The organism is Saccharomonospora cyanea NA-134 (assembly GCF_000244975.1).
In the GTDB taxonomy this organism is placed as follows: Bacteria; Actinomycetota; Actinomycetes; order Mycobacteriales; family Pseudonocardiaceae; genus Saccharomonospora; species Saccharomonospora cyanea.
Genome location: NZ_CM001440.1, coordinates 2090006 through 2108085 on the forward strand (window position 1 = coordinate 2090006; position 18080 = coordinate 2108085).

An 18080-nucleotide genomic window follows, 5' to 3' on the forward strand; every position below is an offset into this window, starting at 1 on the left:
GGCTTCGTGCTCCGACGTTCCGGGCGGGCTACGCCACCAGCAGTCCGACGGTCTCGGCGACGCAGGCCGGCTTCTCGGCGCCCTCGATCTCGATGGTCCACCGCACCACGGCCTGGCTACCCTGGGCCCCTGGCGTGACCGAGACCAGCTCGGCGTGCGCCCTGATCCGCGAACCGACCGTCACCGGCTGCGGGAACCGCACCTTGTTGAGGCCGTAGTTGATGCCCATGCGCAGGCCCTCGACGCGGTAGACCTCCGCGATGAACTTGGGGATCAACGACAGCGTCAGGTAGCCGTGCGCGATCGGCGCCCCGAACGGGCCCTCGGCCGCCTTTTCGAGGTCGACGTGGATCCACTGGTGGTCGCCGGTGGCGTCGGCGAAGAGGTTCACCTGCTCCTGCGTGACCTCGTGCCACGAGCTCGTGCCCAGCGGCTCGCCCACCGCGGCGGCGAACGCCTCGAGGTCGGAGAAGACGCGCGGCCCGCTCATGCTTTCGGCCCGCCCGCCACGTAGATCACCTGGCCGGACACGAACGACGCGTCGTCGCTGACCAGGAACGACACCACGCCCGCGATGTCGGACGGCTTGCCCACCCGCCGCACGGGGATCTCCGCGGCGGCAGCCTTCTTGAACTCCTCGAACGGCACGCCGAGGCGCTCGGCGGTGGCCGCCGTCATGTCCGTCTCGATGAAGCCCGGTGCGATGGCGTTGACGGTGACGCCGAACTTGCCGAGTTCGATGGCCAGTGTCTTGGTGAAGCCCTGCAGGCCCGCCTTGGCGGTGGCGTAGTTGGCCTGCCCCCGGTTGCCCAGCGCGGAGGTGCTGGAGAGGTTGACGATGCGGCCCCAGCCCTGCTCGGTCATGTGCTTCTGCGCCGCGCGGCTCATCAGGAACGAGCCTCGCAGGTGCACGTCCATCACCGAGTCCCAGTCGGATTCGGTCATCTTGAACAGCAGGTTGTCCCGCGTGATACCCGCGTTGTTCACCAGTACCGTGGGTGCGCCGAGCTGGTCGGCCACGGCTGTCACGGCCGCGTCCACCGACTCGGCGTCGGACACGTCCACGCCCACGCCGATCGCGCGACCACCGTCGGCGTTGATCGCGTCAGCGCCCGCCTTCACGGCGTCGGAGGCCAGGTCCAGCAACGCGACGGCGAACCCGTCGGAGGCGAGCCGCCGGGCGACCTCGGCGCCGATGCCGCGTCCGGCGCCCGTCACGATGGCGACGCGGGAGGGGGAGTCGGTCACTGCAATCCTCCTGTTCGGACCTCTGAGCGGTTCAGCCGTTCGCTCCGAAGTCCCCTCTCTTCGTTGAGTTGGGTAAGCGTGCGCTTAGCACCGTACCAGGGGATCGACCGACTCGGGGGTGAGATCGTCCACGCGCAGCAGACCCGGTGTCAGCGCCAGCACGGCCGCGACCTCCGTGCCCGCGAGCAGCCGCTCGACGAGCCCGAGCGGGATCGACCGCCACCACGGCTCACCACCGGCGAGCATCACCAGGACGGCGCCGACGATGACGCCGAGCCACGCCAACGACGCGAGTGCGAGCAGCCGCGCCACGACGCGCAGCCGGGACGACGGGCCGAACACGGCGTTCGCGGCCGACCAGACGGCGATCGGCAGGCACACGAAGGCCACCACACTGGCGTAGCGGTGGATGGTGCCCCCCACGCTCGGACCCACCGACCAGTCCGTCTTGGGGAACACCACGACCGCCACGAGCCCGAGCACCCACAGCCCCCCGAACACCGTGCTCGCCGACACGGGGCGGATCAGACCGCGCCCGGCCACGATGGCGAACACCCCCGCCGAACCGAGCGCCACCAGTAGCACCGACGTGTCGAACAGCCACTTGTCCGGACCGTGGGCGTACTCGCTGATCGTGCGTCGCACCGGGTCGACCCCCGCGCTCGACGGCATGACGTGCAGCAGCCCCATGACGACGGCGCCGCCCATCAGTGCCGCCAGCGCGGCCAGTACCACGGGGGGTCTCGTCGCGAGTTTGCCGGCGTCACGGCCACTGTGCGTCATGGAGGGCTCCTCCGGGAGGCGGGCGGTGGCGACAGGTTAGCGGCGTCGCCGTTTCCTCGGCGTCACGTGCGCGACGCGGTGGAGGAGCCCACCACCTGGCCCAGCACCGTGCGGAAGACGTGTCGGTCGACGGTGACCGGTTCCGCAGCCAGCCAGTCGCCCAGCAACCGCACGAACTGCTCGGGTGTCATCGGGGGAGGGACGTCGAGGTGGTCCAGGTCGGCCAGGTCGTCCGGGGTCCAGTCGTCGGTGGTGATCTCACCCTCCCGGCTCGGGTACAGCACGAGCGCGCCCCGCACCTCCACGTCGGGAAGCAGCCGACGGAAGGCCTCCACACTGGTGGATAGCTGGGTACCGCCGCCGCGGAACCGGCGACCGTTGCGGGTCAGTGTCGCGTCGTCGGCGAGACCGTAGTGGCCGGGCAGCCACGACTTCGACTCCACGAGCACGAGCCTGCGTCCACACAGCACGGCGTGGTCGATGTCGGCGAACACCGAGTCGGGCCAGGCGAGACCGTGGAAGATACGCACGCCGGGCAGCCGGGTGAGGTAGCGCTGGAACACCTCGGCGGTGAGCCGCTGCGCCACCTCGTCGTCCTCGGAACCCGGGGTGCCGAACACGATGCGGTCGCCGAACTCGCTGCGGAACGACCGGACCGCGCGCAACGACTCCAGGTGCCTTCGCACGAGCAGCACCCCGGTCGCCGCCGCCGACACCACGAGCAGCGCCCACACCGCCGCCAGCCACGCCGAGAAGGCGAACGGCACCACCAGCGGAAGCGGCAGGAGCGCGGCCCCCAGCAGCGCGCCTCCCGCGGGAGCGTGGCCAGGGGAGCCCGGGTGGGCGTAGTGGACTCGAAAGGCACCCTCCACGAGATCCCACCACGGCAGGTCACGGACGTCGATCGTGGGGGTGGGGGGCACGAAGTCGGGGTCCTCGCCGAACCGGCGGGGCTCGGCTCGGCGAGCGGCGCGCCTCTCCGCGGCCAGGGCCAGCGCCGGCCACCTGCCTCGGCGGTCGTAGGCGGCCCGCAGCATCGGGTCGGACAGCGTGTCGTAGGCCTGCCGCAGCAGTTGGAACTCCTCGGCCGAGCCACCCGCGTCCGGGTGAGCCCGGCGGACACGGGACCGGTACGCCGACTTGATCTCCGCGGTCGACGCGGCACGCTCGACGCCCAGCACTGCGTAGTAGTCGACCTCGGTCACGTCCACCTCCGCTCGCGGGCGCTCACACTATGGCGTGGCTTCCGCCGGACGGTGACAACGACCTGTGGATATGCCGTCACTTACCGTGTGCTATTGGTGGTTGTTTTCGGGGTTTGTGTTCCGTTCCTCACTCTGGCGGGTTGCTTCTTGGTCTCGAAAGGGGCCTGCGGTTCGTGGGTGTGGCGTCCGAAACCGGGTAATCCACCGCACAGCCGACGAACCCAGGTGGCCCGGCGTCAAGATCCGAGTGGCCCTGTCCGCGTGACGAGGTAAGACCGGCCGGCCACGGAAAGGACGTGAACACCGATGAACATCACGGAATCGTTCAACGACGCGCTTCGGTCGGTCATCACCTTCCTGCCGAAGTTCGCCGCGTTCCTGGTCATTCTGCTCATCGGATGGCTGGTGGCGAAGGGGCTGCGCAAGCTGGTCGACCTCGTGCTGGAGCGCCTGAACTTCGACCGTGCCGTGGAGCGCGGCGGCATCAAGCAGGCCCTGGATCGGTCGAAGTACGACGCGAGCAGTCTCGTGGCGGCGATCGTGTACTACGCCGTGTTGCTGATCGCACTGCAGATCGCGTTCGGCGTCTTCGGTCCCAACCCCGTGAGTTCGATGCTCGCGGCCATCGTCGCCTGGTTGCCAAGGGCCATCGTCGCCATCGTCATCGTCGTCGTGGCAGCCGCGATCGCCAGCGCCGTCAAGGACATCATGAGCAGCGCGCTGGGCGGGCTGAGCTACGGTCGCACGCTCGCCACGGCCGCGCAGGTGGTCATCATCGGTCTCGGGGTGATCGCCGCCCTGAACCAGATCGGTATCGCCACCACGGTGACGACCCCGGTGCTGATCGCGGTGCTCGCGACGGTCGGTGCCATCCTCGCCATCGGTGTGGGCGGCGGTCTGATGCGGCCGATGCAGCAGAGGTGGGAGCGGTGGCTGGGCCGAGCCGAGGAGGAGATGCCGAACGCCAGGGCGCAGGCCGAGGCATACCAGCGCGGCAGGGAGGACGTCAGCCGCGCGCAGACGGAACCCATCGAGACGCCGGAGGAGCAGACGCGTACCTCGCAGCGTCCGACGCCCTGACCGGGAAGGTGACGAGCGCCGTGTGCTCAGGTGAACAGCAGCGGGTCGATGTCGGGGATGTCGTCGGCGGAGGAAGCGTCGGCGAGGGCGCACACCGCGAGCAGCCGCAACACGATCCACTCGGTGGTGGCGCATCCGGTGGCGGGGGTGTGCGTCTCGGGCGTCCACCCGGCCTCCGCCGCGGCGTCGAGCGCGCCCTGGGCGTAGGCGGCGAGTTCCACGATCCCCAGCGTGCCGCCGTCGATCGTCAGGATGTCGCGCACCGCGGCCGCGTGCTGGTCGAGACCGGCGAGCCGTGCGGGACCGAGGGCCGACACGCTCACCCCGGCCGCGCGGAGTCGCTCGGCGAGGATGCTGAGATCACGCCGGGCGTAGTCGGCCTGCTGTGCGCCTGACAACCAACCCATGGCGCGACAGCATAGGAAACGCCTCACCCATCGCCGAGCAGAGGGCCCAGGGGGCCGAGGTCGATGTTGAGGTCCTCGGGGTCGAGCCCGAAGTGCTCCCTGAGTTCCTCCATGCGTTCTTCCAGCTTCATGAGGGTCAGGCCGATGCGTTCCACCTGCTCCTCGGTCAGATCACCCGCGTCGACGCGGCGCAGTGCCTGCCGTTCCATGAGCTGGCGCAGCAGCTCGATGATGGTCAACACCAGGCTCGCCAGGCCGTGTTCGACGGACTCGGGATCCGAGTCGATGCGCTCGGCGAGCGGGTTTCGGTGGCGTGCGTCACCGGTGGGCTCGCTCACGGCCGACCTCCTCGTTCCAGGGTGCTCACCGAAGTGATCAGTGCTCGTAACGACACGTGCACGAGGTCGACGCCGGCGATGGAGATGGTGACCTCACCGGTGAGCACCACACCGCCCGCGAGTACCCGGTCGAGCAGGTCCACCAGGGCGATCCGGCGCTCGGGTGCGGCGACGGGGGCCGAGTTCACCGCCGAGTCGAGAAGGTCTCCCGTGTCGGGGAGTGACGGTCCGGTCACGACTGCTCCGCCTGCCCCACGGCCGCGAACGAGTAGGGCGGCCAGGGCCCGGTCAGCTCCACGCGCACCGCCTCGTGTTCGGCGTCGAGTGCCCGCACCAGCTCGGCGAACCCGCTCGCCCGGTCGTCGTCGACCAGGTACGCGCCGTTGAGCACCATGTGATCCCGCTCGCCCGACAGCTTCGGATCCTGAGGAGGATGCCGGCGGTGCGCCACCGCCGCGCTCGCCAGCCGGGCGTGCAATCGTTCGGCGTGCTCGGCGGCGACCCGTTCGCCCGTCTCCCTGGCCGACAGGGCCGCCTTGCGGCGGCGCAGGTAGGCCGCGCCCGACCCGCCGGACCCGCCCGACGAGGACGGTGCCGGTTCCGCGGGTTCGGCCGACTCGGCGAGCTTCACCGGGTCGGTGTAGACCTTCACACCCCACTCGGTGCGGCCCGTCAGGGCGTCCAGCGTGGCGGTGAACGCGTGCCGGCTCTCCTCGACGAGTGTGCGCACGCGCTCCTCGTCGAAGCAGACCGTGGCCAGGCGCAGCGGCACCGCGGCCGACGCGACACCGGACACGGCTGCCACGACCGTGTCGTGGGCGCGGGCGGTCGCGGCGAGCCAGTCGAGGTCCTCCAGGTTGCGCCGCAGCGCATCCTCACCGAACTCGGTGAGCGGCACCGGACTGACCACCGCCGTCAGCGCTCCTTCCCCGGTCCCTTCCCCGGCGCCTTCACCGGCCACCGCGACGGCACGCACCTCGGCACCCGCGACCCCGCGCAGATCGTCGAGCGAAGCCGAACCGAGTCCCCGAGCCACCGCGTACAGCCACAGGCCGGTCGTCGCCGCGGGCTCACTCATCACGCGCCTCCTCCGTTACGGGTTCGGCGTCGATCACGTCCTCGGCACGCGGGGTGCCCGCCTCCACCTGCCCGGCGGAGGAGTTCGCCTCCAGCGCCTCGAGTCGCCTGCGCAGTTCCCGGTTCTCCCGTTCCAGCGCGCTCTGCCTGCTCCGCTCGCCCTGCCGGTCACCGTTGTTGCCGGTGAGCCACGGGTCGTTCTCCCACCAGTTGATGCCCACCTCCTTGGCGGTCTCCAGCGAGGCGACCACCAGGCGGAGCTTGATCGTGAGCAGCTCGATGTCGAGCAGGTTCACCTGGATGTCGCCCGCGATGACGAGTCCCTGGTCGAGGACCCGTTCCAGGATGTCACCGAGGTTGGCGGGCTGGTGGCTCGCCGCCGAGCCCACTGACGACGTCAGTGCCGAACCCGGGCGCCCTGATGAGGTCATGTACTCCTGCCTTCTCCCACTTTCACCAGTCGGTGCGGCCTCTCGCGTAGCGGCGGACCCGGCGGTAGGACACCAGTTCGCCGCCCGCGTCCAGGTCGACCTCGTACAGGCCGAGGATGTTGGCCGTGGAGGGAACGCGGCTCTCCTCCACGACCTCCACCTCCGCCACCCACCCGACGTCGGTGGGACTGAGGGAGGTGACGCCGAGCGGTTGCCGCCGCGTGAGCCGCTCGATGTGGCCGAGCGCGAGTTCGGCGGCCTCCGCGGCGGTCACCTCGTCGAGGTCCGGGGGCATGGCCGTCACCTTTCTCCGGCGGTCGCGTCACCGCCGTCGTAACCGGTGAGCCGACCGAGGGCCCGCTGCTGGATCTCGGCCTCCTCCTCGGCGGTGATCTCGCCTCTGGCGCGGGCCTCCTCGGCGGCTTCCAGCTCGCGACGCACCGACGCGGGGTCGTAGAGCTCCCGGTCCACCTGCTCGCGGATCACCTCGGCCAGGGACACCACTCCGCGCACCGGTGCCAGCGGCAGGCCGAGAAGCATTGTCACGAGTCCCACGTCGGTGCCTCCTTCCGTCCTGCGGCACGGCCGTGCCTCAACCGCCCGGCCGTGCCGTACGCACGAAGTCGTAGGGCGCGAGCGGCCCCAGCAGCCGCAGGTCCACGCGTTCGCCCCAGCGCTCCGCCAGTTCGTCGACCAGCCGCTCGAGGTCGCTCTGGGCCGACACCTCGGCGAGGCACGCCACGTAGACGGCGTCCCGCTCGTGCGTGGCCTCACGCAGCGCGACGTCGACGCCGAGCTCCCCCAGTGCTTCGACAGCGCTCCGGGTGTCGTGCTCACGTTTGGCGGCGATGGCGTTCGCGATCAGTTCCCCGAGGGCGATGCGTTCGTTACGCGTGGCCTCCTCGGGCCTGTCCCGGATGGCGTCCCGCAACTGCTGGGCCTCGGAGCTCTCGGAGAGGATCTCGCCGAGGATCACACGCTCGTCGTAGCGGCCCTTGACGAGGTACTGCGCCTTGCCCTCCAGCTCGGCGAGAGCCGCGGCGAACTCGTCGTGGTGCTCGGCGAGCAGTTCCTTCGTCACCGCGTCGCGGTCGGTGAGCACCGCGCCGAACCGCAGCGGCAACACGGGGACCTCGCCCGCGGACGCGTCCAGGATTCGGGCGTGCGCGGTGAGGTCTTCCGGGGTGCCCAGGGGTCGGTCCACCGCGATCTCACTGACCAGGGCGGCGATGTCACCGTGCCGGACCGTGTCGATCGGGCTCGGTGGATCACCGATGCCCTTCACCTCGGAGTCCGTCTCCACGTCGGAGGGGACGATGCCGTAGACGTAGATCGCGGTCCCGCTCGCGCTGCCGTCGTCGTTGGACTCCGTCCGCCGGGTCGCTGTCCGCGTCATCTAGGACCTCCTTTCCTCTGTCTCACCGAGGACGTCCCGCAGCTTGTCGCCCGCCGCCTCCAGGGCGCCCTTCGTTCGCGACTTCGCGGCCCCGGAGTTCATGTCGTCGATGAGTTCGGGCAGACCCTTCTTGTCGTCGTCGGCGACCTGAAGCCGGTTCGTCGCCTCCGCGAACCGCAGATACGTGTCCACACTGGCCACCACGATCCGAGCGTCCACTGTGAGTAGTTCGATTCCGACCAGTGACACCCGCACGTAGGCGTCGATCACCAGCCCCTTGTCGAGGATCGTGTCGATGACGTCGGCCAGACCCGAGGGCGAGGGGCTCCCGCCACCTCCGGTCGCGGCAACTGCTGTGGTCAAGCGTGCCCTCCTTCCTCGTCAGCGACCGCGAGTCCGCCGACCGGGCCGTTCGCGGTCGGTACCTTCGGCCTCTTCCTCGCCGTCCTCGTATTCGGAGTCCTCTTCATCCTCTTCGTCCTCTTCGGACTCGTCGTAGTCGGCGTCCTCGCCGTAGTCGTCGTAATCGTCTCCGTAGTCCTCTTCGGACTCGGGCTCTTCGGAGTCCTGGCGGTCGCGGGACCTGCCGTCGCTGCCGTCGTCCACCACTTCACCGTCGTGGATCGTGCCGTGCCAGCCCTCGACCTCGTCCGGGTTCAACAGCGTCTGGGTCATCACATGACGGCGGAAGTGCTTGAGTTCCAACCGGACACGGCGGCCCTGAGCCCGCCACAGGTTCCCGGTGTGCTCGAAGAAGCCCTGGGGGTGGTACTCGAGCACGACGAGGATGCGGGTGAGGCGAGGCGCCAGCTCGTGGAACGTCACCGCGCCGTCCACGTAGCCCTTCTCGCCCTCCGACCGCCACACGATGTGCTCGTCGGGGACCTGGTCGGTGATCGTGGACTTCCACGACCGGTGCGACCAGAGGACCTGCGCCTTCCACGTGAGCTTCTCGTCGGACTCCTGCTCGACGTTCTCGACCTTCTTCATGAAGGACGGGAAGTCGGTGAACCGCGTCCACTGGTCGTAGGCCACCTCAACGGGCACACCCACGTCGATCGACTCGATGATGTTGGTGAGCTTCAGCCCACCGCCCTTCTTGCCCGAGCCGCCACCGAACGCCTTCTTCACCGTGTCACCGACCTTGGAGGCGCCCATGCTGAGGGCGGTGGTGACGGGCCCTTTGCCCTCGGCCAGCTTCTTGGCTCCGGTCAGTGCCGTCATCAGCCCGCCGTCACCCCGGCCTTCGGCGTAGTCGGTGAGTCGTTGGGCCGACTGGCTCACCTTGCCCGTCACCGACGAGACCGCCTTGTTGGCGACGGCACCGGCGAGCGTGCCGAGCGCCCCGGAGAGCGCACCGCCGGAGGTGGCGTCGGTGGCCTTCTCGGTGACTTTTCCGGTGGCCTTGCCGGCCTTCCCTGCGGTCTTGTCCGCGGCGTTTCTCGCCTTGTCACTCACCGCGCGTGCTGCCCTGGTCATCGCTCACCTCCCGGTCCGGCGGACGGGGGAGCGCCCTGCCGACGCGCGGGCCCGCGTGCGCGGCCGGTCGTCGGTGTCCTCGGTGTCCCCGGCGTCACTGTCGCCCGAGGCGGTTGCGTCCGAGTCGGCCGAGGAGGCCGCAGGGCGCCTCCGGGTCGGTCGGCGGTTCCCCTCGGAGGTCGAGCGGCGGCTCCGGGACTGCGAGCCGTCGTCCTCTCCGGTGGCGCTGCGGGGACGCCTGCGAACGCCCGGCCTCCGGGTGGGTTCCGTTCGCTCCGTGGGCTCCTCGTCAGCGGACTCGGCGTCGGACTCGGCATCGGACTCGGTACGGGCCCGGCGGCTCTGCTCGCCGGAGTCCTGTTCCCCGCCTGCCTCGCTTGCCTCGCCCGCCTCGCTTGCCTCGCCTGCCTCGTCGCTCGAGGCTCCGCCGTCGGAACTCTCCGTGAGCTTCTGACTCAACGACTCGATGCGTGAGGTCGCCGCCTTGGTGGCCGCCGCGCGGGCGGCGTCCAACAGTTCACCCCGCACGCTGTCGGTGAGTTTGCCCAGCTCGGCCGAGTCGCTCAGGCGGGAAAGCCCCGCCCGCAGTAGCCCTGTCGGGTTCGTGCCGTGCTTTCCTGTCGCTCCGGCCGCGGCGATCATCAGGGCAAGGCGCATCTTCTTGGTGCGTCCCAGCAGATACCCCGCGATGACCGCGGCGGCGGTCTGCGCGCCGCGTTTCATGAACGTCTCCTCGGTCCCGGAGTCACGGACGTCAGGCAATTACCCCTTTGGGGTGAAACAGAAACGCGACCCTTGTGTGGGCCGCTTCGAATGCTCTGAATGGCCGAGCGGCTTGCCGGGCCTGGGCGGATGCTGTGATCGTGACGCTCTAGTCTGTCGGGGTGATAGGAGGGGCCACAGGTGAGTGAGGGCGACGAAACACTGATCGCCGGGCGTTACCGGCTGGAACACCAGATCGGCAGCGGTGCGATGGGGGTCGTCTGGCGCGCGGTCGACGTACGGCTCGACCGGCCGGTGGCCGTGAAGCAGTTGTTGTTGCCTCCGGGCCTGAACGCCACCGAGACGGAGAAGGCGCGACAGCGGGCGTTCCGCGAAGGCCGTATCGCCGCCCGGCTCCAACATCCCAACGCCATCTCGGTCTACAACGTCGCCGACCACGAAGGCCACCCGGTACTCGTGATGGAGTACCTCCCGTCGCGGAGCCTGTCCGACCTGCTCGACGAGCGCGGCGTGCTCCCGCCGCCCGAGGTGGCGGGCATCGGCGCGCAGGTCGCGGCGGCGCTCGTCAACGCCCACGAGGCGGGCGTCATCCACCGTGACGTCAAACCCGGCAACATCCTGATCGCCGACGACGGCATCGCGAAGATCACCGACTTCGGGATCTCCCGGGCGGCGGGCGACATCACCGTAACCAGCACGGGCCTGCTGGCGGGCACACCCGCGTTCCTGTCGCCCGAGACGGCCCGGGGCGCGGAGCCCGGCCCCGCCGCCGACGTCTTCTCCCTGGGCGCCACCCTGTACGCGGCAGTGGAGGGCAGGCCGCCGTTCGAGAACCCGGGCAACGAGATCGCGATGCTGCATGTGGTGGCCGCGGGCAACATCATCCCCCCGCGCCAGGCGGGGACGTTGGACGGCGCGTTGCGCGCGATGCTGCACCCCGAACCGCAGACGCGCCCGACGATGGCACAGGCGGAGGCGGCGTTGCGTGCGGTGGCCGAAGGCCGCCCCGACGGATTCGACGCTCCCACGCTGCCTCCGGGGCCCGTGCGCGGTTCGACGCGCGTGGACCTCCATCCGGCGGCAGTCGCGGCGATCCCGGCCACACCCCCGCCGCAGCCGCAGCAGCAGCCCGGCCCCCGCACGCCGACGTCGATGCCGATGCCCGCGCCGCCCGCCGCACCGCAGCAGCGTCAGGACCGCCCGCCGACGGGAGGACATCCCGTCGTCCGCCCCACCCCGACTCCGGCCAGCGGATCCGACGCCGGACAGCAGGGATGGTCCGGTGCGCGGATCGCGACGACGGCCATCGCCGTTCTCGCGGCGGCGGCCGTGGGCATCCTGGTGGCCGAGCTGCTCGTGAGCGGCTCGGACGGTCCGGACGACTCCACGGGGGCCAACGCCTCGGGCGGGGACAGTTCGATCAGCGTGAGCGCCCCGACATCCCCGGCGACCACGTCGCCCGCCGGCTCGCAGAACCCCACCACGGCCGCTTCGCAGGAGTCCAGCTCGCCGCCCACCTCGCAGCCCCTGAGCCCCGCCGAGCTGGAGAAGGCCGTCGCCGACTACTACACGCTCATGCCCGACAACGTGGAGCAGGGCTGGCAGTCGCTGGGTCCGGGCCTGCAGGCCCAGGGTGAGGAGAGCTACCGGGACTTCTGGTCGGAGATCGAGGCCGTGAGCATCGTCGGCGGTCCCACGGCGGTGAGCGGGCACATCGTCGAGGTGGAGATCGAGTTCGTCACCGAGGACTCCGTCACCCGTGAGACGCACCAGCTGGGCATGGTGGTGCAGGACGGGCGGGCCCTCATCGACACCGACACGGTTCTCAACATCACCGACCTCGGTGAGCCCGACGAGGACGAGCCCGACGAGGACGAGGAAGGCTGACCGAGCCGGTCAGACCTGCCGGTCGCCCTTCGGTTTGGCGGGCTGGGAGGGCTCACCGTGTGGCGGCGGGTTCACCGGGGGGCCCGAGGTGTCGTCGCCGACCACCGAGCCGTGCCGGGTGTCGCCGTGCTGCTCGGGCCGCACGTCGTGCCGCCCCTCCGTCGGGGTCGCTCCCTGGGCCAGTTGGTCGAGCCTCGCCCGCATCGCCGTCACCACGGGCATCCGGTCGGCGTGCTCCTGCTCGTAGGCCAGCAGCCGTTCGAGCTGCTCGGTCGTCAGCGAGCGAATCCGGTCCCGCAGCGCGGGCACGGGCAGGTGGTCGTAGTCGGGCAGCGGTAGTTCGTCACGTCGGTCACTCATCGGTGTCCGTCCTTTCCTGCTGACGTTCGGGTCCTACGGCTTCTCCGAGGTCGTCGGCGTCGAGCGCGTCCAGGGCCCCGGTCACGTCCGCGGACACGGCGTCGCCCGTGATCGCGCGCGGTGGGGTGTGCGACCGCCCGACGGTGACGACGCGAACGCCGGGCACCTCCCACACCGCACCGGGTTCGGCGTCCACCACGACCACCGCGCGCAGAGGACCCGCGTGTCTGCGCAGCACGTCGAGCACGTCGGACGGGTCGCCGTGGACCACGGCGTCGATCGGCCTGCCGAACGCGTCCGGATCACCGAGCAGCCGGTCGGCCTCGGCCAGCGCACGGTCCACCGCGAACCGGCACCACACGACCTGCCTGCGGTCGGTCAGAGCGCGCCAGGCCGGGGGCAGCTCGGCCGGTCCCGAGGGCGGGGCCGGATCGAACACGAGCACCGTCGGCAGGTCGGCGGCGCCGTCCCACACCACGCCCGTGGTCACGCGTGCTCTCCCGCAGCGGGCGGCGCGTGGTCCTCCAGGCAGTACAGCGCGTACGCCGAGCGGATCACCGGCTGAGCGACGTTGCGCACGCGGACGCCCGCGGGGGTGACCCCGTGTTCGCAGCCGGAGTGGGCGTGGCCGTGGACCGCCAGCGCCGCACCGACCTCGTCGACCACTTCGCCCAGCTGGTACGCCCCGAGGAACGGGTAGATCTCCAGCGGTTCGCCGTGCAGGGTGTCGGGCACGGGGGAGTAGTGCATCAGGGCCACACGCACGTCGGCGTCGAGTTCCTTCAGCGCCGACCGGAGGGAGTCCGCGATGTCCACCGTGTGCTCGACGAAGACCTTCATCTCCGGCTCGCCGAACGCACTGGCGCACCGGCCCTCGAACCCGCCTGCGAAGCCCTTCACACCCGCGACACCGAGCCTGGTGCCGTCGACGGGCAGCACCACCCCGTCGCCTTCCAGGACCCGGATCCCGGCCTCACCGTCGAGGATGGCCGTGACCTCGTCGACGGCGTCGGCGTGGTAGTCGTGGTTGCCGAGCACCGCGAGCACCGGCAGCCCGAGGTCGGCGAACTCGCGGGCGACGATGCGTGCCTCCGCAGGGGTGCCGTGCCGGGTGAGGTCGCCGGCGAGCAACAGCACGTCAGCGCGTTCCCGGAGGTTCTCGAGTGCGGGACGCAGCCTGCCCTGGGCGTTCTCGCCGAGGTGCACGTCCCCGACCGCCGCGATCCTGATCATCGCAACACCTCGGCGTCGTCCGGTGCCGTCGCCTCCACCACGCGGACGTCGTTGTGCAGGCGGAGCTCCGGCTCCTGCTCGACCAGGACGGCGTCCAGGCTCTCCTTGCACGTCTGGGACGACACCGTGCCGGTGAGATAGACGTGGTCACCCCGGACGTCCACCTGGATACCGAGCTCGGCGGTGCGCTCGTCCTCGGCGAGCGCCCGCCTCAACCGCGCCGCCAGGTACTCGGGATGCCGGTGGCCTTCACCGGGATCGTGGCCGGACATGAGGTGCTCCTTTCGCGTGGGCGAGTTCGCGCCCGTCGGTGATGCCGAGCTCGGACAGCAGGACCAGGAACGCCCGCGCGTACGGCGACGCGCCAGTCCGCCTGGCCACGGCGGACCAGTCCACCTGTTCGCGGACGGCGCGGGCGATGGGCAGCAAGGGGGTGAAGTCGCAGCGGTGGCCTTCCAGCACCAGCAGCTTGTCGACCATGAGCTCGGTCACCGGCACCACCGGCGCGGTGGTGGCCCCCAGCCGCAGTTCCTCCGCACGGTCGAGCAGCTCCGGTGTCACCGGCCTGCCGTTCGGGCGGAAGATCAGGTCCACGAGACGGTCGCCGTCGTAGACCTTGATCAACCAGTTCTCGGGAGGGTCGACCGCCCGCATACCCGCCGCGACCAGCACCTTCCGCGCGACCGGGGCGTCCTCCTCGGTCACGAAGACGTCCACGTCGTGGTCCGAGGCGGGCCCACCGTGCGCATACACTGCGCACCCTCCGGCCAGCGCGAACCGGATGCCATGGGCACGCAGCGTGTTCGACACGCGCATCGCGGTCCGGAGCAACTCCTCGGGTTCGGCGTCCACCGTGCCCGGTTACCCGCGACTCACCGTGGGTATGCCCCGCGCGGAGGTGAGACCATGTCCCAGCCCAACCCCATACAGATGCAGAAGTATCTGTCCGGCGTGGACTACCCGTGTGGCAAGGAGGACCTCGTCCGGCACGCCCGTGAGAAGGGCGCTGACGACGACGTGCTGCGCCATCTGGAGAACATCCCCGACCGTACCTACGACGGTCCCAACGCCGTGAGCGCGGAGTTCTCGAAGAGCTGACCGACCGCCCGCGCCGACGCCGCTGCCGTCGCCGACCCCGTGAGGTGATGCACTCCCGATGACCGATCTCGCAGTCGAACACGACCTGTCGTCGGCCGAATCCGCCGACGCCCACGCCATCCGCATCGACAACCCGGTCGACGGCCACCTCGTCGGCCGGATCGCCATGGCCACGCCCGAGGAGGTGGCCGCCGCCGTCGCCAAGGCCAGGTCCGCCTTCGCGGGCTGGGCCGGGACTCCCGCCGAGTCGCGTGCGGCGGCGCTGCGAGCCGCCGCCGACGCGCTCGCCGACCGCGCCGACGACCTGGCCGAGCTCAACGAGGCGGAGACCGGACGTCCCGCGGCCGAGGCGCGCGAGGGCGTGCTCGCGGGAGTGTCCACCCTGCGCCAGTACGCCGAACTCGGCCCGCTGCACCGCGGGCGCGCGCTCCTGGGACAACCGTCGGCGACCGATCTGATGGTGCCCGAGCCGCGCGGCGTGGTGGTGACGTTGACACCGTGGAACGACCCCGTCGCCGTGGCCTGCGGGCTGGTGGGAGCGGCGCTGGTCACGGGCAACACGGTGGTGGCCAAACCGAGCGAACGCTGCCCGCACACCGGGTTGCTGTTCGGCGAGGTGCTCCGGCCGCACTTCCCCGAGGGCGTGGTGCGGCACCTCGCGGGTGACGGCACCGTGGGTTCGTGGCTGGCGGGGCACACGGACGTCGACGTGATCGCCCACGTCGGCAGCACCGCCACGGGGCGGTCGCTGGCGGCAGCCGCGGCCAGGACGGGCGCGAAGGTGCTGCTCGAGAACGGCGGCAACGACCCGCTGCTCGTCGATGCCGACGTCGACCCGGTGTGGGCGGCCGAGCAGGCCGCGCTGGGCGCGTTCGCCAACAGCGGGCAGATCTGCGTGGCAGTGGAGCGCGTCTTCGTGCACCGGGAGATCGCCGAGCCCTTCGTCGAAGCGCTCACGGCCGCCGCCGACCGCACCGGTGTGCTGCCGCTCGTGGACACCCGTCACCGGGACGCCGTGCACGCGCACGTGTCCGAGGCCGTGGCGGCGGGCGCCCGGCTGCGGGCGGGGGGCGTGGTGCCCGACGGGCCCGGTTCCCGCTATCCCGCCACGGTGCTCACCGACTGCGATCCGGGAATGCGGGTCATGAGGGAGGAGACGTTCGGCCCGGTGGCGCCGGTGTGCGTGGTGGACGACTTCGCCGAGGGACTCGCCCGTGCCCGCGACGACGCCTACGGCCTCGCGGCCACGGTGCTGACCCGCTCCATGGAACACGCGCAGCGGGCGTGGCGTGCGCTGCCGGTGGGCACGGTGAAGGTCAACGCCGTGTTCGGTGGCGCGCCCGGTGGGGCCGCGCACCCCCGTCGTGCGAGCGGGCACGGCTACGGCTACGGACCGGAGCTGCTCGACGAGTTCACGGCCACCAAGGTCGTGCACGTCGAACCCGCGCCGTGAGAACTCGCCCGCTGACCCCGCCGGACCTCCGGCGGGGTCAGCGGGCGAACAGGCCGACGAGCGTGCCGGTGGCGAGGGTGTGGTCCTCCACCGCGGCGTGCACGTCCTCGGCCGTGGCGCCCTCGCCGAGACCGAGCGGGCGGTCCACGGCGTAGAGGCGGAAGAAGTAACGGTGCGCGGTATCGCCCACCGGCGGCTGCGGGCCTCCCCACCCCAGCTCCCCGAAGCTGTTGCGGCCCAGCGCGGCGTTGCTCGGCGCCGCGTCCTCGATGCTCGTCACGTCGGGCGGGATCGCCGTGACCACCCAGTGTGTGAACACCCCGCCGGGAGCGTCCGGGTCCTCGCACAGCAGAGCCAGCTCCTCCGTGCCGTCGGGCACGTGCGTCCACTGCAGTGGAGGCGCTTCGTTGCCGCCCTGGCGGGAGTACCGGTCGGGAATCAGCGTGCCGTCGTTGAACGCCGGAGAGCGCAGTTCCAACCCGTCCGACAGCGCGCGTGGTGGTTCGTCGATCGAGGGATCGCCGCGGCTGGTTCCCCTGCTGCCCTTGGGGCCTGCTGTGCGGTCCGCCTCGGCCATGGGTCCTCCTCCCTTCGCGGTGGGGTCGTCCCGCTCACCGCGTTCCCCTGTCCGCGGCGGACAAACCGCGTCAGCACCCCACGACGCGACCCGCGTCAGTGAAGGACGACGCGACCCGCGTCAGTGGATAACGACGCGACCCGCGTCAGCGCACCACGACGACGTGCTCACCCCTCGGCACCAGCTCACCGATCACGGGCGCGCCCGGCAGTTCCCCCGCCACCAGCAGCCCGCCCGAGGTCTGGGCATCCGCCAGCAGCAACGCCGTCTCCTCGGACACGGACGTCAGGTCGGTGTGCGGGCGCACCCAGTCGAGGTTGCGCCGCGTCCCGCCCGACACGTAACCCTCCCGCACGGCGGCGCGCGCGGCGTCCAGCACCGGCACCGCGGCCGAGTCCACCACCGCGGTCACACCGCTCGCCCTCGCCAGCTTGTACAGGTGTCCCAGCAGCCCGAACCCGGTGACGTCGGTGGCGCACCGGTGTCCCGCCGCCACGGCCGCCTTCGCGGCGTCGGCGTTGAGGGTGGTCATCACCTCGACGGCCTCGGGGAACGACTCCCCGGTCGCCTTGTGCCGGGTGTTCAGCACGCCCACGCCGAGCGGCTTCGTCAGCGACAGGGGCAGGCCGGGTCGCCCGCCGTCGTTGCGCAGCAACGCCTCCGCCGAGGCCAGGCCGGTGACCGCCAACCCGTACTTCGGTTCCGGATCGTCGACGCTGTGACCGCCCGCGAGGTGGCAGCCCGCCTTGGCGCAGACATCCCCGCCGCCGCGCAACACCTCGGTCGCCAGCTCGAACGGCAGGGTCTCCCTCGGCCAGCACAGCAGGTTCAGCGCCACCAGCGGCGTGCCGCCCATCGCGTAGACGTCGGACAGCGCGTTGGTCGCGGCGATGCGCCCCCAGTCGTACGGATCGTCCACGACGGGAGTGAAGAAGTCCGTGGTCGCGATCACGGCGCGGTCGCCGTCGAGGCGTACGGCCGCGGCGTCGTCACCACCGTCGAGGCCGACGAGCAGTTCCCCGGCGGGGGAGTCGGGCACGGTACCGGCGAGACCCCGCACGATGTCCTCCAGCTCGCCGGGCGGGATCTTGCAGGCGCAGCCGCCCCCGTGGGCGTACTGGGTCAGTCGGTGGGCCATGCTCCTCATGCTGCCCCCAACGGCCTCGCGCTGCACGATGTGAATCTTGCTGGCACGATGTCGGTATGTCCCAGGGAGGCGCTTCCGGCCTGGTGACCGGCACGGTCTTCAAAACCGTTGAACGGCGGACACCGTCGTTGGCGGGTTCGATTCCCGTTCGCCTCCGC

Annotated in this window: 26 protein-coding genes and 1 tRNA gene; 5 read left to right on the forward strand and 22 right to left on the reverse strand. The window is 71.0% G+C overall.

The window, feature by feature from the left end:
• Window positions 1-28: 28 nt before the first annotated feature.
• The 4 genes from SACCYDRAFT_RS10010 to SACCYDRAFT_RS10025 all read right to left on the reverse strand — a co-directional run bounded on the left by SACCYDRAFT_RS10010 (window position 29) and on the right by SACCYDRAFT_RS10025 (window position 3236).
• Complete coding sequence (locus SACCYDRAFT_RS10010) at window positions 29-490, reverse strand: MaoC family dehydratase (RefSeq protein WP_005455857.1); 462 nt, start codon at window positions 488-490, stop codon at window positions 29-31.
• Entirely contained in the window at window positions 487-1248 is a 762-nt protein-coding gene (fabG, locus tag SACCYDRAFT_RS10015; protein WP_005455858.1) for a 3-oxoacyl-ACP reductase FabG, read from the reverse strand. The genes SACCYDRAFT_RS10010 and fabG overlap by 4 nt, the downstream gene beginning before the upstream one ends.
• 84 nt (window positions 1249-1332) lie before the next feature.
• Complete coding sequence (locus SACCYDRAFT_RS10020) at window positions 1333-2031, reverse strand: DUF998 domain-containing protein (protein WP_005455860.1); 699 nt, start codon at window positions 2029-2031, stop codon at window positions 1333-1335.
• A 62-nt stretch (window positions 2032-2093) separates the two neighbouring features.
• Window positions 2094-3236 carry a J domain-containing protein gene (locus SACCYDRAFT_RS10025; RefSeq protein ID WP_005455862.1) on the reverse strand — a complete coding sequence of 381 codons (1143 nt, stop codon included), beginning with the start codon at window positions 3234-3236 and terminating at the stop codon, window positions 2094-2096.
• A gap of 306 nt (window positions 3237-3542) precedes the next feature.
• Between SACCYDRAFT_RS10025 and SACCYDRAFT_RS10030 the strand changes: the two genes are divergently transcribed.
• Window positions 3543-4316: a mechanosensitive ion channel family protein gene (locus SACCYDRAFT_RS10030; RefSeq protein ID WP_005455863.1), complete on the forward strand. Its 774-nt coding sequence runs from the start codon at window positions 3543-3545 to the stop codon at window positions 4314-4316.
• Between the two features lie 26 nt (window positions 4317-4342).
• Here SACCYDRAFT_RS10030 and SACCYDRAFT_RS10035 read toward each other — a convergent pair whose 3' ends face one another.
• Genes SACCYDRAFT_RS10035 through SACCYDRAFT_RS10085 form a run of 11 tightly spaced genes read right to left on the reverse strand, consistent with a single transcriptional unit; the run spans window position 4343 to window position 10167 of the window.
• Window positions 4343-4723 (reverse strand): DUF6401 family natural product biosynthesis protein, encoded by a 381-nt coding sequence (locus SACCYDRAFT_RS10035; RefSeq protein WP_005455864.1) that lies wholly within the window; start codon window positions 4721-4723, stop codon window positions 4343-4345.
• Window positions 4724-4746: 23 nt separating this feature from the next.
• Entirely contained in the window at window positions 4747-5061 is a 315-nt protein-coding gene (locus tag SACCYDRAFT_RS10040) for a gas vesicle protein K (protein WP_005455865.1), read from the reverse strand.
• On the reverse strand, window positions 5058-5297 hold the full coding sequence (locus tag SACCYDRAFT_RS10045) for a gas vesicle protein (RefSeq protein ID WP_005455866.1): 240 nt from the start codon (window positions 5295-5297) through the stop codon (window positions 5058-5060). The genes SACCYDRAFT_RS10040 and SACCYDRAFT_RS10045 overlap by 4 nt, the downstream gene beginning before the upstream one ends.
• Entirely contained in the window at window positions 5294-6139 is an 846-nt protein-coding gene (locus tag SACCYDRAFT_RS10050) for a GvpL/GvpF family gas vesicle protein (RefSeq protein ID WP_005455867.1), read from the reverse strand. The genes SACCYDRAFT_RS10045 and SACCYDRAFT_RS10050 overlap by 4 nt, the downstream gene beginning before the upstream one ends.
• Entirely contained in the window at window positions 6132-6569 is a 438-nt protein-coding gene (locus SACCYDRAFT_RS10055; protein ID WP_005455868.1) for a gas vesicle protein, read from the reverse strand. The genes SACCYDRAFT_RS10050 and SACCYDRAFT_RS10055 overlap by 8 nt, the downstream gene beginning before the upstream one ends.
• Window positions 6570-6591: 22 nt before the next feature.
• Window positions 6592-6864, reverse strand: coding sequence for a gas vesicle protein GvpO (gene gvpO, locus SACCYDRAFT_RS10060; protein ID WP_005455869.1), 273 nt, complete (start codon window positions 6862-6864; stop codon window positions 6592-6594).
• Window positions 6865-6869: 5 nt separating this feature from the next.
• Window positions 6870-7124: a gas vesicle protein GvpG gene (locus SACCYDRAFT_RS10065; RefSeq protein ID WP_005455870.1), complete on the reverse strand. Its 255-nt coding sequence runs from the start codon at window positions 7122-7124 to the stop codon at window positions 6870-6872.
• Between the two features lie 37 nt (window positions 7125-7161).
• The gene (locus tag SACCYDRAFT_RS10070; protein WP_005455871.1) at window positions 7162-7965 is read right to left on the reverse strand and encodes a GvpL/GvpF family gas vesicle protein; all 804 of its coding nucleotides are present in this window, start codon (window positions 7963-7965) and stop codon (window positions 7162-7164) included.
• Window positions 7966-8328, reverse strand: coding sequence for a gas vesicle protein GvpJ (gvpJ, locus tag SACCYDRAFT_RS10075; RefSeq protein WP_005455872.1), 363 nt, complete (start codon window positions 8326-8328; stop codon window positions 7966-7968).
• Window positions 8329-8346: 18 nt separating this feature from the next.
• Window positions 8347-9444 carry an SRPBCC family protein gene (locus SACCYDRAFT_RS10080; RefSeq protein ID WP_005455874.1) on the reverse strand — a complete coding sequence of 366 codons (1098 nt, stop codon included), beginning with the start codon at window positions 9442-9444 and terminating at the stop codon, window positions 8347-8349.
• Between the two features lie 3 nt (window positions 9445-9447).
• A complete protein-coding gene (locus SACCYDRAFT_RS10085; protein WP_005455876.1) occupies window positions 9448-10167 on the reverse strand; it encodes a hypothetical protein in 720 nt (239 codons plus the stop codon).
• A 180-nt stretch (window positions 10168-10347) separates the two neighbouring features.
• On the opposite strand from SACCYDRAFT_RS10085, the gene SACCYDRAFT_RS10090 reads away from it, so the two are divergent.
• The gene (locus tag SACCYDRAFT_RS10090; RefSeq protein ID WP_005455878.1) at window positions 10348-12054 is read left to right on the forward strand and encodes a serine/threonine-protein kinase; all 1707 of its coding nucleotides are present in this window, start codon (window positions 10348-10350) and stop codon (window positions 12052-12054) included.
• A 9-nt stretch (window positions 12055-12063) separates the two neighbouring features.
• Here SACCYDRAFT_RS10090 and SACCYDRAFT_RS10095 read toward each other — a convergent pair whose 3' ends face one another.
• From SACCYDRAFT_RS10095 to SACCYDRAFT_RS10115, 5 genes are read right to left on the reverse strand one after another with little or no spacing between them, the layout of a single operon-like run.
• Window positions 12064-12414: a hypothetical protein gene (locus SACCYDRAFT_RS10095; RefSeq protein WP_005455879.1), complete on the reverse strand. Its 351-nt coding sequence runs from the start codon at window positions 12412-12414 to the stop codon at window positions 12064-12066.
• Window positions 12407-12904, reverse strand: coding sequence for a hypothetical protein (locus SACCYDRAFT_RS10100; protein ID WP_005455880.1), 498 nt, complete (start codon window positions 12902-12904; stop codon window positions 12407-12409). The genes SACCYDRAFT_RS10095 and SACCYDRAFT_RS10100 overlap by 8 nt, the downstream gene beginning before the upstream one ends.
• Complete coding sequence (locus SACCYDRAFT_RS10105) at window positions 12901-13647, reverse strand: metallophosphoesterase family protein (RefSeq protein ID WP_005455881.1); 747 nt, start codon at window positions 13645-13647, stop codon at window positions 12901-12903. The genes SACCYDRAFT_RS10100 and SACCYDRAFT_RS10105 overlap by 4 nt, the downstream gene beginning before the upstream one ends.
• The gene (locus tag SACCYDRAFT_RS10110; RefSeq protein WP_005455882.1) at window positions 13644-13919 is read right to left on the reverse strand and encodes a BON domain-containing protein; all 276 of its coding nucleotides are present in this window, start codon (window positions 13917-13919) and stop codon (window positions 13644-13646) included. The genes SACCYDRAFT_RS10105 and SACCYDRAFT_RS10110 overlap by 4 nt, the downstream gene beginning before the upstream one ends.
• Window positions 13897-14499, reverse strand: a complete 603-nt coding sequence (locus SACCYDRAFT_RS10115) for a nucleotidyltransferase (RefSeq protein WP_005455883.1) — start codon at window positions 14497-14499, stop codon at window positions 13897-13899. Before SACCYDRAFT_RS10115 ends, SACCYDRAFT_RS10110 begins: the two co-directional genes overlap by 23 nt.
• Before the next feature lie 54 nt (window positions 14500-14553).
• Between SACCYDRAFT_RS10115 and SACCYDRAFT_RS10120 the strand changes: the two genes are divergently transcribed.
• Together SACCYDRAFT_RS10120 and SACCYDRAFT_RS10125 are read left to right on the forward strand one after the other, a co-directional pair.
• A complete protein-coding gene (locus SACCYDRAFT_RS10120; RefSeq protein ID WP_005455884.1) occupies window positions 14554-14745 on the forward strand; it encodes a DUF2795 domain-containing protein in 192 nt (63 codons plus the stop codon).
• Between the two features lie 58 nt (window positions 14746-14803).
• Window positions 14804-16198, forward strand: a complete 1395-nt coding sequence (locus tag SACCYDRAFT_RS10125) for an aldehyde dehydrogenase family protein (RefSeq protein ID WP_005455886.1) — start codon at window positions 14804-14806, stop codon at window positions 16196-16198.
• 37 nt (window positions 16199-16235) lie between these two features.
• Here SACCYDRAFT_RS10125 and SACCYDRAFT_RS10130 read toward each other — a convergent pair whose 3' ends face one another.
• Window positions 16236-16775, reverse strand: a complete 540-nt coding sequence (locus SACCYDRAFT_RS10130; RefSeq protein ID WP_005455887.1) for a YbhB/YbcL family Raf kinase inhibitor-like protein — start codon at window positions 16773-16775, stop codon at window positions 16236-16238.
• A gap of 145 nt (window positions 16776-16920) precedes the next feature.
• Window positions 16921-17922 carry a selenide, water dikinase SelD gene (gene selD, locus SACCYDRAFT_RS10135; protein ID WP_005455888.1) on the reverse strand — a complete coding sequence of 334 codons (1002 nt, stop codon included), beginning with the start codon at window positions 17920-17922 and terminating at the stop codon, window positions 16921-16923.
• A gap of 65 nt (window positions 17923-17987) precedes the next feature.
• On the opposite strand from selD, the gene SACCYDRAFT_RS10140 reads away from it, so the two are divergent.
• Window positions 17988-18079 (forward strand) — tRNA-Sec (locus SACCYDRAFT_RS10140).
• Window position 18080: the final 1 nt, after the last annotated feature.